This window comes from Arthrobacter sp. Y3221159 (genome assembly GCF_059089885.1).
Genome location: NZ_JBNHFC010000011.1, coordinates 163,917 through 178,663 on the forward strand (window position 1 = coordinate 163,917; position 14,747 = coordinate 178,663).

Consider the following 14,747-nt stretch of genomic DNA (forward strand, 5'->3'; position numbering starts at 1 on the left):
CATTCAACGGTGCTGCACTCCCCCGTAACCTTGTTCCATCAGAGCTCCGGGGCGTGCTCCTCAGGCAGCGCGCCCTCGTCCTCCGGGTGCCGTTTCAGGTTCAGCAGGGCCAGGGCCAGGCCGCCCCAGACGGTGAGGATAGCGATGATCATCATAGTGATGGCTATCGGCGTCACAGTGCCTTCTCCTTTTCCTCTTCGGCCACCACGGCGTCGTATTCGGGGTCGTGGTGGGCCTTGGACCGGTGGCTCCAAGGGATGAATGTCAGTGCCAGTGCCAGCACCACCAAGGCCCCGGCCATTCCCCAGCCAAAGATGCCCACAAACCATTCCGGGTAACCCTCATAGGTGGCGGTGATCTTGCTGATGAACTCGTTCGACACCATGTAGATCAGCGCCAATGGAACGACGCCGGCCACCAGGATCATCCACGTGCGCCGCATCTTGACGGTGGAGATCCTGTTCAGGTGCGCGGACAGCAGAGGCAGTTTGCGCAGGAACCACGCGAGCACCACGACAGTGACCAGGGCCCCGAGCGTGATGCCGAAGCTGTTGACGAATGCATCAGAGGTGTCCAGCAGGTAGAGGCCGGTGGCCGTGGGGAAAAGTCCCAGCGAGACCGCCGCCACCAGACCGCTGACCACCAGCGACGCCTGGACCCGGCCCCAGCCGAGCTTGTCCTGGACCGCCGCCACAATGACTTCCAGAACCGAGATCAGGGACGTTATGCCCGCGAAAACCAGCGACCCGAAGAACAGAACGCCCATGAGAGCTCCGAACGGGGCCTGGGACACGATGGTGGGGAACGCGACAAACGCCAGCCCGATGCCCTGCGTCACCACTTCGTCCACCGCAGTACCCGCTGCTTGGGCCATGAAGCCCAGGGCGGCAAAGACACCGATTCCGGCCAGGATCTCGAAGCCCGAGTTGGAGAAGGCCACCACCATGCCGGAGCCCGTCAGGTCCGTCCGGCGCTTCAGGTAGGAGGCATAGGTGACCATGATGCCGTACCCCACGGAAAGGGAGAAGAAGATGTGCCCGTAGGCTGCCGCCCAGACGCCAGGATCCGCGAGCGCCGCCCAATTAGGGGTGAAGAAGGCGTTTAGGCCTTCAGCCGCTCCCGGAAGGAAGAGCGACTGGACCACCAGGAGGAGGAACATCACCATCAGCAGCGGCAGCAGGACGGCGTTGGCGCGGGAGATGCCCTTCCGTATCCCGGCCACCATGATGAAGATGACGGCGGCCCAGATCAAAAGCAGCGGGAAGAACACGGACGGCACGTACTCGAAGCCCAGGCCGGGAGCCTCGGCGACGCTAAGGAAGTTCCCGAAAAAGAAGCCCTCGGCGTCGTCACCCCACGCCTCTGTGAAGGAAAAAACCGTGTACATCAGTGACCAGGCGATGATCACTGCGTAGTAGGCAGCAATCACGAAGCAGACCAGCACCTGCCACCAGCCGAGCGGCTCTGCGACACGGTGCAGCCGCCGGTAGGCCAACGGCGCCGAGCCGCGGAACTTATGGCCCACGGCATAGTCGAGGAACAGCAGCGGGATGCCGGCCGTGAGCAAGGCCACCAGGTACGGGATGAGGAACGCACCGCCGCCGTTGTCGTAGGCGATGTAGGGAAAGCGCCAGATGTTGCCCAGCCCCACCGCCGAGCCGATGGCGGAGAGGATGAAGAGCCGGCGGGACGAGAATGTTTCGCGCTTGGCCGGACTGGCGGGCTGCGCTGGGGAGGAAGCAGTCATGTCCGGACTTTACTGCTGCCCTTCCGCCTGCAAAAGCCCCCTCTGCTGTTTGCGCACCCGGGGAGGCCTGGCCGGGGCCTTTTTGTCGCCCCCGGAGAGTAGGGTTCCGTCATGGACATCATCCTGGTTCCCGGTTTCTGGTTGGACGCTTCCTCCTGGGAGGAGGTGACGCCGGCGCTCGAGGCTGCGGGACACCGCACTCATCCCCTCACCCTCCCCGGCCTGGAGTCTGTGGATGCCAACCGTGCCGGGATTGGCCTGCGCCAGCACATCGACGCCGTGGTGTCGGAAGTGGACGCCACCGAGGGAAAGGTGGTGCTGGTGGGCCACTCCGGCGGCGGGGCCATCATCCACGGGGTGGTTGATGCCCGCCCGGACAGGATTGCGCGGGCCGTCTACGTGGACAGCGGCCCCCTTGGTGAGGGCGGCGTGATCAACGATGAACTGCCGGCAGACGGCGAGGACGTTCTGCTTCCGCCCTGGGAAGGATTCGAAGACGCGGACCTGGTGGACCTCGACGACGGCCTTCGCCGGAAGTTCCGCGCAGGGGCCATTCCGCAGCCCAGGGGCGTGGCTTACGATCCGCAGCACCTGCACGACGAGCGGCGCTACGACGTCCCCGCCACAGTCATCGCCTGCGAATTTCCCTCTGCCATGCTGCGCGAATGGATCGAGGCAGGCCATCCATTCGTGGCAGAGCTTGCCCGGATCCGGGACGTGGAATACGTGGACCTGCCCACAGGCCACTGGCCGCAGTTCACCAGGCCGGCGGAACTGGCAGGGGCCATCCTTGCCGCCGTGGACCGGAACGGCCAGCTACATTGAACGGACCGCCCTGTGCTTAGGAGTTCCCATGCCGCGCCCGCGATCACCGCTGCTGTCCGTGGATGGCATCATCCGCGCCGCCCTGTCCCTGGTTGATGCCACCGGAGATTTCAGTTTTCCGAAAGTGGCCAGGGAACTTGGCGTCAGCCAGGCCTCCCTCTACAACCACATCGACAACCGCGAGCACATTATTGAGCTGATGCGCGGGCTCGTCTTCTCGGAGTTCGCCGGGCGGAGGCACTTTGATCCTGCAAGCCTGCCCTGGGACGAGGCACTCCGGACGCTGGCCCACGAATACCGTGACTGCCTGGTGGACCACCCGCGCCTGGTGCCGCTCCTGGTAACCCAGACCGTTCAGGACCTGGGCGTGATGCGGATCTACGAGGATATGGCGATCGTCCTGGGCAGGGCAGGCCTTGACCCTTCGGTCATCGTCCCGGCCATCACCACCGTGGACTACCTGGTCCTTGGCTCGGCACTGGAACTGACTGCCCCCGACGTCGTCTGGTCTCCCCCGCCCGGGGAATTTCCTGCGCTGACGGCAGCCATCGCCGGACTGGGTTCCCCTGCGGAGCGCTCCGACGCCGCCTTCGCTTTCGGATTGGAGACCATCGTGGCCGGGATAAGACAGGTCACAAAGATAAGTTTCTGAAAGGCTTTCACTAAAACACTTGTGCTGGGCGGGGTGCATCTTCATAATAAATGAAGGCCATTCATTTTGTGACGGCATTCACTCCACCCCAGCAAGGAGAAGTCCATGTCCCAGGACGACCCCACCACAGGGCGCGTACCCCTGACGCCGCGCCGGGCAATTTCCGTCTTCGGCATCAGCGTTGTCGGCTTCATGACCGCCAACCTGGTTCCCGTCATGATCGTCGCCCTGACCGGCGACCTCGGCTTTTCGGACACCGAAGCCGGCACCCTGATGACGGGCTCGCTGCTCGCCTGTGCCGTGGCATGCCTGCTGACGTCCAGGCTGGCAGCGGGAAACGGAAGATACCTGGTGGCACGCGCCGGCCTGGGGCTTGCTGCGGCAGGCTTCGCAGCCGCGGCCTTCATCCCGTCCGTTCCCGTCGTCGTCGCCGGTATTTTGCTCGGCGGGCTCGGCGCGGGCGGGGCCGTCTCGGCAGGCGGCGCCGCACTGGGCGCCCTTCGCAACCCGGACCGCGCCTCGGGCCTCAGCGGCTTCGCCAACCGCGTGATCGTTTCCGTGATTCTTTTCGTCATCCCGGCCGTGGGCGCCGGCATGGGCAGCGCGTTCGGCCTGCTCGCGGGCCTTGCCCTGGCCGCCCTGTTCACCACGGCCTGGCTGCCGGGCAACCCTGCCGGTAGCACAGACGGACCACGGGAAGCCGCCGCGCCGGGCAAGGGCTCCCGATCCACAACCCTCGCCGGAGTCGGCCTGCTGGCCTGTTTCGCCCTGTGGGCCCTCAGTGAGGACTCCCTCTGGGCTGTGGCCGCCACCATGGGAGCCGACCAGGCGCAGCTCGACGAAACCGGCATGGGCCTGGTCCTCAGCCTCTCCACCCTCGGAGGGCTCCTCGCCTCGGGCCTGATCGGGCTCGCCGGGCGCCGGCTCGGCAGGACAGCGCCGCTGGCCGTGGCGCTGGTAGCGGGGGCAGCATTGAAGATGCTGTCCGGAACCGTCACCGATCCGAGCCTGTACATGGCCGTGATCATCGCCTGGAACACCATCTACATGCTGGCCTTCATCTACATTGTGGCCACCGCGGCCGCTTTGGACGCATCCGGGCGCTGGTCCGCCCCGGTGCTCGGCGTCTACCTGATCGGCTCCTCGTTCGCCCCGTTTTTCGGAACGTTCGTCTCGGCTTCGGCAGGGTATGACGTCCTCGGCTACGTCTTGGCGGGCATGACCCTGGTCCTGGCGGTTCCGCTGGTCCTGATCTCCCGCCTGTCCGTCCGGATGGACCGGGAGGCGGCCGGCAACCCTTCGACCAACATCAACAAGGCGGTCATCGTCTAATGTCCCTCCCCGACCTGAAGGAAAGCAGTCCCTTGCCTGCACGCACGCTCTATACCAACGCCGCCGTGTTCACGGCCGATGGCACTCCCGCGGAAGCCTTCGTGGTGGAAGGATCACAGTTCATCCACGTGGGAGACGAAGCCGGTGCCCGCAGCGCGGCAGGGAAAGGCGCTGTGGAAGTGGACCTTGAAGACCGCTTTGTCCTGCCCGGCTTCGTCGACGCGCACACCCACCTGCTGATGACGGGCCAGGCCCTGCAGAAGGTCCAGCTGCGGGACGCCGCCAGCCTCGCCGACCTGCAGCAGCGCCTCCGGGATTCTGCCGCGGCCAGCAATGCACCGCGGATCCTCGGCGCGGGCTGGCTCCACAGCGCCCTCGACGGGCAGGCCCCTACCCGCCAGCTGCTGGACGCAGCGGTCCCGGACCGCCCCGTTTACCTGGACGCCAATGACCTGCACTCCGTCTGGGTCAACAGCGCTGCCCTGGCTGAACTGGGCATCGACGGAGACACCCCGGACCCCATCGGCGGACGCATCGGCCGGGACCCTGAGACGGGTGAGGCTGACGGGGTGCTGTATGAAACGGCAGTACAGCAAATAATCTGGCCCGCCCTTGCGGCGCATGCCACGGACCAGGACCGCGACGCCCAGTTGGAGGAGGCCTTCGCCAACTACCTGGCCGTTGGCGTGACCAGTGCCGTGGACATGGCCGTGCAGGACGACGACCTTGCCGCTTTCCGCCGCGCCATGCAACGCCGGAACGGCACGCTGCCCATTCGGGTCAAGGGACACCTCCTGGTGGCCCGCCACGAAGCGGCGTCCGACAATCTGGCACAGGTGGCCAAGGCGGCATGGCTGGCGGCCGAACTGCACGATGACTGGCTGCAGATCTGCGGCATCAAGCTGATGGTGGACGGGGTCATCGACAGCTGCACCGCCGCCATGAAGGAGCCGTACGCCGACGGCAGCAGCGCCGAGCCTGTCTGGGACCGCGCATCCCTGACCCCGGTCGTGGTTGCGGCGGATGCTGCGGGGCTGCAGATCGCCCTGCACGCCATCGGCGACGAAGCGTCGGACATCGCCCTGGATGCGCTGGAAGAGGCGTACCGCCGCAACGGTCCGCGGGACCGCCGCCACCGCATCGAACACCTGGAAACGGTCACCGAGGCGAACGTAAAGCGGCTGGCCGCCCTCGGCGTCGTGGCTTCCATGCAGCCCGTCCACGCCGACCCTGCCATCCAGGACAACTGGCGCAGCATGCTGGGCGACCACCGCTGCGAGCGGGCCTTCCCCTGGACCGAGTTCACGGAGGCCGGCGCCACGCTTGCACTGAGCACCGACGCGCCGACGGCACCGCACCAGCCGCTGCCCAACATGTACGTTGCCGCCACCCGCCGCTCCGCCCTTGACCCCGCGCTGGAAGCAAACCTGCCCCACTACGCCCTGGAACTTGCTGATGCGTTCTGCCACGCCACCCGGGACGCCGCCTACTCCTGCCGCGCCGAGGACCGCCAGGGCAGGATCGCCGCCGGCTACCTGGCGGACTTCACCGTCCTGGACACCAACCCGCTGCAGGCAGACGCCGCCGAACTGCTCACCAACTCCAGCCGGCTCACCGTAGTAGGCGGCAAGGTGGCATACGACGCCGAAGCCTCCCCGGCCGGCCGTCCCGCCGTAACCAGTGCCCGCGTGGGCCAGCCCGCCTAAGACGTTTTCCCTCCACAAGCCAGACCGAAAGACCCAGGAATACCGATGAAACCCGCTCCCGCCCCCACCGCAGTCGCAGCGAAACCCGCACCGGCAACCTCCATGCCCGCTGAATGGGACGCCCACCAGGGCACTTGGATGGCCTTCCCGCCGCCGAACGACACTTTCGGCGAAGTAGGAAGTGCAACCCTGGACCGCGCCCGCGCCGCCTGGACGAAGGTGGCCCAGACCATCGCCCGCTACGAACCCGTTACTGTGGTGGCCGATCCCCGTGATGCCACCGCAGCCCGGGAATGGCTCGGCGACGGCATCGCGGTGCTCGAAGTCCCCCTCGATGACGCCTGGCTCCGGGACAGCGGGCCCACCTTCGTGCACCAGCAGGACGGCTCGCTGGCTGCCGTGGACTGGATCTTCAACGGGTGGGGCGCGCAGGAGTGGGCCGCGTGGGACAAGGACCAGGACGTTGCCCGCATCATCGCGGCTGAAAGTTCCGTTCCCGTCAGGTCCAGCGCCTTGGTCAACGAGGGTGGGGGATTCCATGTGGACGGTGACGGGACCGTGCTGTTGACCGAGACCGTCCAGCTGGATCCTGGCCGCAACCCGGGAGCCACCAGGGAATCGGTGGAAGCCGAGGTCCACGCCGCGCTGGGCACCACCAAGGCCATCTGGCTGCCGCGCGGGCTCACCCGCGACTACGACGAGTTCGGCACCCGCGGGCACGTGGACATCGTGGCCGCCTTCGCCGGCCCGGGCACCATCCTGCTGCACCGCCAGGATGACCCCTCCCACCCGGACCACGCTGTCTACCTGCAGCTGAAGGCAGCCCTCACGGGCCAGCTGGACGCACAGGGCCGGCCCTTGCGGATCATCGACGTCCCTGCCCCCACCACGCTGAAGGACGATGAAGGCTTCGTGGACTGGTCCTACATCAACCACTACGTGGCAAACAACGTGGTGGTATTGTGCGCCTTCAACGACCCCAATGACGCCATCGCCGCCGGCATCCTGGAGCGGGCCTATCCCGGCCGCACCGTGGAACTGGTGGACGCACGCGACATCTTCGCCTTCGGCGGCGGCATCCACTGCATCACCCAGCAGCAGCCGGCCACGCGGGGAGGTGCGGCATGAGGCTCGCCGAAACAGCCGGCACGCCGGGCACCAAGGGCCGCTTCGACGTCGTCGAGGCCTCCATCAGCGATCTCCGTGCGGCGCTTGAGGCGGGAGAGGTCACCAGCGAGGAGCTGGTGCGGCTGTATTTGGCGCGGATCGAGAAGTATGACCCCTCCGGTATACATCTGAATGCGCTGGTGGTGATGAACCCGGACGCCCTCACCGACGCTAGGGCATCCGACGAACGCCGCGCCCGGAACGCCACCCTGGGCCCCCTGGACGGTATCCCCTACACCGCGAAGGACAGCTACCAGGCGCGGGGCCTCACTGTTGCCGCCGGATCCGCCGCCTTCAAGGACCTGGTGGCGCAGAAGGACGCCTTCACCATCGAGCGGCTGCGCTCAGGGGGTGCCGTCCTGATCGGGCTGACCAACATGCCGCCGATGGCGAACGGAGGTATGCAGCGCGGCGTATACGGCCGCGCCGAAAGCCCCTACAACGCGGACTACCTCACCGCCGCCTTTGCCTCCGGGTCCTCCAACGGTTCCGGCACGGCCACGGCCGCCAGCTTCGCCGCCTTCGGGCTTGCGGAGGAAACCTGGTCATCAGGCCGGGCGCCGGCGTCGAACAACGCCCTCTGCGCCTACACCCCCTCCCGCGGTGTAATCTCCGTCCGGGGCAACTGGCCGCTGGTCCCCACCATGGACGTAGTGGTGCCGCACACCCGGACCATGAATGACCTGCTCGAGGTCCTGGACGCCGTGGTGGCAGACGACGCGGAAACCCGGGGCGACTTCTGGCGGGTCCAGCAGTGGGTGCCGATTCCCAAGGCCTCCGAGATCCGCCCGGCCTCCTACCTGGACCTCGCGGTACGGGACAGTGCCGCCGCCAGAGGTGTGCTCGCCGGCAAGCGGCTGGGGATCCCGCGGATGTACATCAACGCGGACCCGGAGGCCGGAACAGCACCGGACGGCGGGATCGGTGGCCCCACCGGCCAGCGCATCGAAACACGGCAGTCCTTCATCGAGCTGTGGAATGCCGCGCGGCGGGATCTCGAAGCCGCGGGCGCCCACGTCGTCGAAGTCGACTTCCCGGTGGTGTCCAACTATGAGGGCGACCGTCCCGGCGCGCCCACCATCGCCACCCGCGGCCTGGTACCGCCGGAGTACCTGCGCCGCGAGATCGTGGACCTCTCCGCCTGGTCATGGAACGACTTCCTCGACGCCAACGGGGACCCGCACCTCAACCGGCTGGCCGACGTCGACGGTGCCGCCATCTTCCCCGCTCCGGACGGTTCCCTGCCGGACCGGTACGACGGGTTCGACGACGACATCAGCGACTACCCCGCCTGGATCCGTAAGCATGGGGTTCCCTCCCTCGTGGACATTCCGCACCTCGAGGAAGGGTTGAGGGGGCTGGAGGAAACGCGGCGGGTGGACCTGGAGGAGTGGATGGATGGGCTTGGCCTGGACGCCGTCGTTTTCCCTGCAGCCGCGGACATCGGCCCGGCGGATGCCGACGTCAACGAAGCCTCGGCTGACCTCGCCTGGCGCAACGGCGTCTGGGTGGCCAACGGGAACCTGGTCCCCCGGCACCTTGGCATTCCCACGGTCACGGTGCCCATGGGGCTGGCCCCGGACATTGCAATGCCGGTTGGCCTCACCTTCGCCGGCAAGGCGTACAGCGATTCGGCACTGCTGCACCTGGCCGCAGCCTTCGAGGCCACCGGAAGCCGCCGCGTCCCGCCGCCGCGCACCCCTGCCACGGACGCCTGAGGACCAGCTGCGGCCTCACTGCTCACACTGCTTCGCGCTGTGCTGCACAGCATTCGGCTTTACCCGCTCGGTGGACTTTGCCATCGCAAACCGCCGGCCTCGCCGTGCCCCAACCTTGCGGCGCGGTGATGCCGGCAGCCTGCATGCCGTGCGGACCTGGTGGGCGCCGGTCTGCGCAACCGCCAGCTGTGCGGGGCGGACCTGCGCCATGCGAGGCTGGACGGCGCCAACCTCGCCGGGGCACTGTTCCTCACGCAGGCGCAGGTCAGCGCAACCGGGGAACCTCGGCCACGCGGCTGCCGCGGGCGTTGGCCCATCCGGAGCATTGGAAGCCTCAGGCTGGGTCTTAATCACGGGCAGGTCGGACTGCTGTTCGCCTTGACACCATGATTGTTAGCGCTGACAGTGGAGGGAGCCATCCCCGCCGACCGAAAGCCGACTTTATGAAGAACTGGGCAGGAAACCTCCACTACTCATCCCGCGAGGTGCAGCGGCCCGGGTCCGTGGCCGAACTGGCCGAGGTTGTTGCCCGCTCGCCCCGGGTGAAGGCGCTGGGGTCCCGGCACTCCTTCAACCGGGTGGGCGACACGGACGGCGTGCACGTTGTGCTGGATGCCCTGCCCCGGCAGATCGAGCCCGATTCCGCGAAAGGCACAGTCCGGGTCAGCGGCGGCATCAGTTATGGCGAGCTGTGCCGCACCCTGGAAGGGCAGGGCATGGCCATCCATAATCTTGCTTCCTTGCCCCACATATCGGTGGCAGGCGCGGTGCAGACCGGCACGCACGGGTCCGGCGTTGGCAACCAGTCCCTGGCGGGCGCCGTCCAGGCCATCGAGCTGGTCCGGCCCGGCGGTGACGTGGCCACCCTGTCCCGCGCGGACGGCGACGAGTTCCTGGCCGCCGTGGTGGGACTGGGGGCATTCGGCGTCGTCACGGGCCTGGAGCTGTCCGTCCAGCCCAGCTTCCGGATGCGCCAGCGGGTATTCGAGGACCTGCCGTGGGACCGGGCTCTGGAAAACTTCGCCGCCCTGGTGTCCAGCGCCTACAGCGTAAGCCTCTTCACCAACTACGCCGGCGATGCCATCAGCCAGGTCTGGCTTAAGGCACTCGATGACGAACCGCCCCTGGCCGACCTCTTCGGCGCGACGGCGGCCACCCGGCCCCGGCACCCGCTGCCGGACATGTCCGCAGAGAACTGCACACAGCAGCTGGACGAGGCCGGTCCGTGGCTTGACCGGTTGCCGCACTTCCGCCACGAGTTCACGCCCAGCAAGGGCGAGGAACTGCAAAGCGAATTCATCCTTCCGCTGGAACACGCACCCGCCGCCATCGACGCGCTGCGGGGGCTGGCGGACAAGCTGGCACCTTTGTTGTTTGTCTCGGAGATCCGCACCGGTGCGGCCGACGATTTCTGGCTCAGCCCGTTCTACCGCCAGCAGAGCGTCGCCTTGCACTTCACTTGGAAGCCCTTGCAGCCGGAGGTGGAAGCCCTGCTTCCCGAACTTGAGGACCGGCTCCGTCCCTTCGGGGCCCGGCCGCACTGGGGCAAGTTGTTCTCACCTGGCGGCCACGACTGGGAGCAGCTGTACCCCCGATTTGCCGGATTCCGCTCGCTGGCAGCAGCACATGACCCGGACGGCAAGTTCCGGAACGGGCTGCTGGACAGCGTCCTCGGTGTGCCGGCGGTCAGTTCGCGCTGACACGCCCCGGCCCGGGACGGCGGTGGAGCAGCGGCTAGGCTGGAAGAATGAAACGCCGCCTTGCCGCCCTGTCCGCCGTCCCCCTGATGCTGCTGCTTGCCGGCTGCGGCGCCGTGGAGGAGGCCGCCACCAATGCCGCCAGTGACGCCGCGTCCAAGGTTGCCACGGCGGCCGCGGACGAAGTGAACCGGCAGATCTGTGCCGTGGTCCAGGACGGACTGGTGAGCGTGGAGGACAAGCAGGTCCTGGCCGGACTGGTCTCCGCAGCCCGTACGGCAGGTGTTTCCGCGGAAATTACGACGCCGCTGGGCGAGATTGCGCAGGCCGGCGACCAGGTGCCGGAAGAGTCAGTCCGGGCACTGAAGGACGCCTGCCCGGCTTAGGCGAATTGCCCGCTGGATCCCCCTTCAGTCGCCCGCATGGCGGTGCTACCGTGAAATGACGAACTAGTAAGCCTGTGATACTAATCACGCGCGAAGGAGATCGTCATGGCCGAACGAGGCAACGCCAAACACGGTTCCAATCTGGATGACCAGATGCAACACGAGACCCAAGGGGCCGTCCGGGGGAACCAGCCGGCCCACGCGGAAGAATTCCGCGAGACCGAGCCGTTTCCGGACAGCACGGATCCTTCCGAGGTCCAGGAGGCACTGAACCCCGTCGCAGCACCGGACCCCCTCGATGATGATGAGGAGGGAGAACAGTGACGGGAAGCCTCAAGCGTTACGCTGACCTGTACCGGCTGCCCGGGCCATGGTGCACCGCCTACGTCAACGCGGGAACTGGAACGGTGGACACCCTGGAAGCCGGGGACGTCCTGCCCGGCAATCTGCGGACCCGGCTGCAGTCTGAAGGAGCCGCGGCGCAGGGTCTGGACGCCATTGAACAGGCCGTGACGCCTGCGGCCGGCGTTCCGGCCCCGGTGGCACGGTTTGTCCTGGTCAACCAGGGCAAGGCGGCGGTTAACGAGGTCCTCCCCGGCGAGCTGGTCCTACCGAAACGGATCTCCGTGGACCCGGTTCCCGATCTGCTGCCGCTGGTAAAACACCGGCCCGAAGAGTTCCCTTACGTGGTTGCGGAAGTAAGCCGCGAACACGGGGAGATCAGGTTGTACCACGCCGGTTCTGGCGCTCCTGCCAGCACCCAGGAAGTGCAGGGCGAGACAGAGCATGTGAGCAAGTTCCAGGGCGGGGGCTGGGCCCATCTCCGGTTCCAGCACCACACGGAGGACGTCTGGCGCCGCAACGCGGACGAGGTTGCCGGCGAGATCGACAGGATCGTCGGTGACAGCGGGGCCAGGCTGGTGGTCCTGGCAGGCGACATCCGGGCCCGCGGACTGGTACAGGACCAGCTCTCGAAATCCACGCAGGCCTTGGTTTCGATGGTCGACTCCCACACGCACACGGCAGGGGCCGATGAACAGCAACTCACCGATCAGGTGAACCAGCGCGTCGCGGAACTCTGGGCTGCCGAGCAGCAGGAGGTTATGGACCGGCTGGCCACGCAGGAAGGCCAGGCAAATCCGGAGTCGGCCACCGGCATCGGGGCTGTGGTCCATGCCCTGCAGCAGGCCCAGGTGGATGTCCTGATCCTGGATGACGCCGCATTGTCGGAGCGGACCCTGCTGGCACTTGATGCCGAACCCTGGGTGGCCACTGCCGAAGAGGAGTCCCTGGCTGCTGGAGTGCTGGGGAAGGTTCCCGCACCTGCGGCGCTGCTGAGGGCAGCCGCATTCACGGATGCACGGGTCCTGCTGGTCCCCGGCCCCGTCCTGCCGGACGGCGTGGACGTTGCCGCACTGCTTCGCTGGTCCACTGGACCGGCCGTACCCACCGGCGTACCCACCGGGTAGCCGGGCTGAACCAGCATAGCGGGCAGCCTTAGGAAGAGGACGGCAACCAGCGCTAGGCCTTTTCCTCCGGACCGGCGGCATGTCCATGCTGCTGGTCCGGACTTTGCTGCTGGTGCGGCTCCATTGGCTGGCCCGCTTCCGACGGCAGCGGTTGGTCAGGACCCCGCCGGCCCCCCGGCCTGGACGTGTGCGGCCTGCGCGTCCGGTGGTCGGGTGCCACGAAGGGGACTACTTCCGGGTGCCGGCTTGCAGGCAGGGCAGTGACGAATTTGGTCAACTCGTCCTGCAGCACTTTCCAGCCAATGCTGGGGTCATCCGGGTAGGCATTGATCTCGGCGTGCCGGGCAGCTTCCAAGGCCGCGAAGCCGGCTTCGGTAAGTTCCACTTTAAGTTGCCTGCGGTCCGTTGCCTGCCGCTTCCTGGTGATGTGGCCCGTTGCTTCCAGCCGGGCAAGGATCCGGCCAAGAGTCTGGCTTTGCACTCGGATAGCCTCGGCCAGTTGCTCCTGGTTCAGGGGACCCGCGGCCAGCCCTTCCAGCGCAATGACAGCCGCCCGGGTTAAGCCCAGATGAGCCAGCGCATCATCCTGCCGCCGCTGGACCAGGCGCGCCGCCAACGTAATGAGGCGGTAGCTGTTCCGGGCGTCGGGATCAAGGTTGCTCGTCATCGGCCGTGGCCTTCCTGTAGGTGGCAATGGGCGGGTGAGCCTGCTTCTCTACGCTCCTACAATAAGCATGCTTAGCATCATATTCGCAAGTAGGCTTACTATCCTCCCATGTGCCGGCTTCGGAAAATCAGAAGTGGCAACCAATGCCCCTTGCGCATCAAAAGCAAAGTGTGCTTAGTATCTAGTTAGTAACCATGCTTACTAATCGCCAGCACTGCTGGTTCTTGATCGCCAGCTGACCCTTGAGAAAGAGAGCCCGATGACAGAGAACCAATGGCCCCAGACCCCGAAGACCACGCCGGCCGATCCATACGCCACACCGGCCACAGGAGCTGACGCCAGCTTCACCACTACTGCCGCGGACGCCTCCGGCACCTCCAAGACCCAAGCGGCCAAGGAGGAGGCTTCACACGTTGCAGGCGACGCAGCAGCGGCAGCCCAGGGCGTGGCCCAGACGGCCAAGAGTGAGGCTGCCAATGTGGCTGCCGAGGCGAAGAACAGCGCGCAGGACCTGCTGCACCAGGCCAAGTCAGGCCTGAGCAGCCAGGCCGGCACGCAGCAGCAGAAGGCGGCCGAGGGGATCCGCACCATCTCCGGCCAGCTGCAGAGCATGGCTGACGCCCCGGACCAGCAGGGCATGGCCAGCGACCTCATCCGGCAGGCCGCTGAACGCACCTCCTCCATGGCCACCTGGCTCGAGAACAAGGAACCGGGGGACCTTCTGACCGAAGTCCAGCGCTTTGCCCGGAACCGCCCCGGAACCTTCCTGCTGCTGGCAGCCGGTGCCGGCGTCCTGGCCGGCCGCCTCACCCGTGGCCTGACCGCAGGCGCCCCGGAAACCTCGTCGACAACACGCCCCAGCGCCGGCCTTTCCGGGCAGTACTCCGGCACCCCGCCCGTAGCTCGGCTCCGCCAGGAGACGGTCTACGCCGCGGGCACCGATGATCTCTTTACGGAACCGACCGTGGGCAGCGGGGCGCCGGTATCCACCTCCACCCTGCCGGCGGGTACCACAGAGGACACTCCGCTCCGCTTCGAGGATGACCCTTACCGGGATGAGGACGGCAGCTACCGTGCTGCCGACGGCACCTACCGGTCAACGGAAGGACGGCAGCTGTGAGTAGCCAGATTCCTGAGCCGCCGCCGAGTGCGGCGCATCAAAAGGCCGATAACGCCTCCCTTGGCGAGCTCCTGGGCGATGTGACCCGGGACCTGTCCACGCTGATGCGCCAGGAAGTGGAGTTGGCCAAGGCCGAAGCCAAGCAGTCAGCCACCCGCGCCGGGAAGGGCGGCGGGATGCTCGCCGGCGCCGGCGTGGCCGGACACTTCGTCCTTCTCTTCCTGTCCCTGGCCCTGATGTTCGCCCTCGGCGCCCTGATGC

At 67.0% G+C, this 14,747-nt stretch carries 16 protein-coding genes; 13 read left to right on the forward strand and 3 right to left on the reverse strand.

The genetic code is table 11. The features are described from left to right. Positions 1–38 precede the first annotated feature (38 nt). Entirely contained in the window at positions 39–176 is a 138-nt protein-coding gene (locus tag AC5RT3_RS13210) for a methionine/alanine import family NSS transporter small subunit (protein ID WP_082978922.1), read from the reverse strand. Further along, positions 173–1,747, reverse strand: coding sequence for a sodium-dependent transporter (locus AC5RT3_RS13215; protein WP_494011349.1), 1,575 nt, complete (start codon positions 1,745–1,747; stop codon positions 173–175). Before AC5RT3_RS13215 ends, AC5RT3_RS13210 begins: the two co-directional genes overlap by 4 nt. A gap of 111 nt (positions 1,748–1,858) precedes the next feature. On the opposite strand from AC5RT3_RS13215, the gene AC5RT3_RS13220 reads away from it, so the two are divergent. The 11 genes from AC5RT3_RS13220 to AC5RT3_RS13270 all read left to right on the forward strand — a co-directional run bounded on the left by AC5RT3_RS13220 (position 1,859) and on the right by AC5RT3_RS13270 (position 12,699). Further along, a complete protein-coding gene (locus AC5RT3_RS13220; RefSeq protein WP_494124367.1) occupies positions 1,859–2,572 on the forward strand; it encodes an alpha/beta fold hydrolase in 714 nt (237 codons plus the stop codon). Positions 2,573–2,600: 28 nt separating this feature from the next. Beyond that, positions 2,601–3,224: a TetR/AcrR family transcriptional regulator gene (locus tag AC5RT3_RS13225; protein ID WP_494124368.1), complete on the forward strand. Its 624-nt coding sequence runs from the start codon at positions 2,601–2,603 to the stop codon at positions 3,222–3,224. 105 nt (positions 3,225–3,329) lie between these two features. Next, entirely contained in the window at positions 3,330–4,556 is a 1,227-nt protein-coding gene (locus AC5RT3_RS13230) for an MFS transporter (protein ID WP_494124369.1), read from the forward strand. Further along, entirely contained in the window at positions 4,556–6,262 is a 1,707-nt protein-coding gene (locus AC5RT3_RS13235; protein WP_494124370.1) for an amidohydrolase, read from the forward strand. The genes AC5RT3_RS13230 and AC5RT3_RS13235 overlap by 1 nt, the downstream gene beginning before the upstream one ends. A gap of 45 nt (positions 6,263–6,307) precedes the next feature. Then, a complete protein-coding gene (locus AC5RT3_RS13240) occupies positions 6,308–7,390 on the forward strand; it encodes an agmatine deiminase family protein (RefSeq protein ID WP_494124371.1) in 1,083 nt (360 codons plus the stop codon). After that, on the forward strand, positions 7,387–9,147 hold the full coding sequence (locus tag AC5RT3_RS13245) for an amidase (protein WP_494124372.1): 1,761 nt from the start codon (positions 7,387–7,389) through the stop codon (positions 9,145–9,147). The genes AC5RT3_RS13240 and AC5RT3_RS13245 overlap by 4 nt, the downstream gene beginning before the upstream one ends. A gap of 159 nt (positions 9,148–9,306) precedes the next feature. Next, complete coding sequence (locus tag AC5RT3_RS13250) at positions 9,307–9,537, forward strand: pentapeptide repeat-containing protein (protein ID WP_494124373.1); 231 nt, start codon at positions 9,307–9,309, stop codon at positions 9,535–9,537. A 53-nt stretch (positions 9,538–9,590) separates the two neighbouring features. Next, complete coding sequence (locus tag AC5RT3_RS13255; RefSeq protein ID WP_494124374.1) at positions 9,591–10,847, forward strand: D-arabinono-1,4-lactone oxidase; 1,257 nt, start codon at positions 9,591–9,593, stop codon at positions 10,845–10,847. Between the two features lie 47 nt (positions 10,848–10,894). Further along, entirely contained in the window at positions 10,895–11,230 is a 336-nt protein-coding gene (locus AC5RT3_RS13260) for a hypothetical protein (protein WP_494124375.1), read from the forward strand. A 105-nt stretch (positions 11,231–11,335) separates the two neighbouring features. Then, entirely contained in the window at positions 11,336–11,554 is a 219-nt protein-coding gene (locus AC5RT3_RS13265) for a hypothetical protein (protein WP_494124376.1), read from the forward strand. Continuing rightward, a complete protein-coding gene (locus AC5RT3_RS13270; protein ID WP_494124377.1) occupies positions 11,551–12,699 on the forward strand; it encodes a baeRF2 domain-containing protein in 1,149 nt (382 codons plus the stop codon). The genes AC5RT3_RS13265 and AC5RT3_RS13270 overlap by 4 nt, the downstream gene beginning before the upstream one ends. Before the next feature lie 52 nt (positions 12,700–12,751). Here the strand turns inward: AC5RT3_RS13270 and AC5RT3_RS13275 are convergent, their stop codons facing one another. Then, a complete protein-coding gene (locus tag AC5RT3_RS13275) occupies positions 12,752–13,366 on the reverse strand; it encodes a MarR family winged helix-turn-helix transcriptional regulator (protein ID WP_494124378.1) in 615 nt (204 codons plus the stop codon). A 259-nt stretch (positions 13,367–13,625) separates the two neighbouring features. Between AC5RT3_RS13275 and AC5RT3_RS13280 the strand changes: the two genes are divergently transcribed. Beyond that, entirely contained in the window at positions 13,626–14,486 is an 861-nt protein-coding gene (locus AC5RT3_RS13280) for a hypothetical protein (protein ID WP_494124379.1), read from the forward strand. Then, on the forward strand, positions 14,483–14,747 hold a 265-nt coding region (locus tag AC5RT3_RS13285; RefSeq protein WP_494124380.1), incomplete at its 3' end, for a phage holin family protein. The genes AC5RT3_RS13280 and AC5RT3_RS13285, both read left to right, overlap by 4 nt.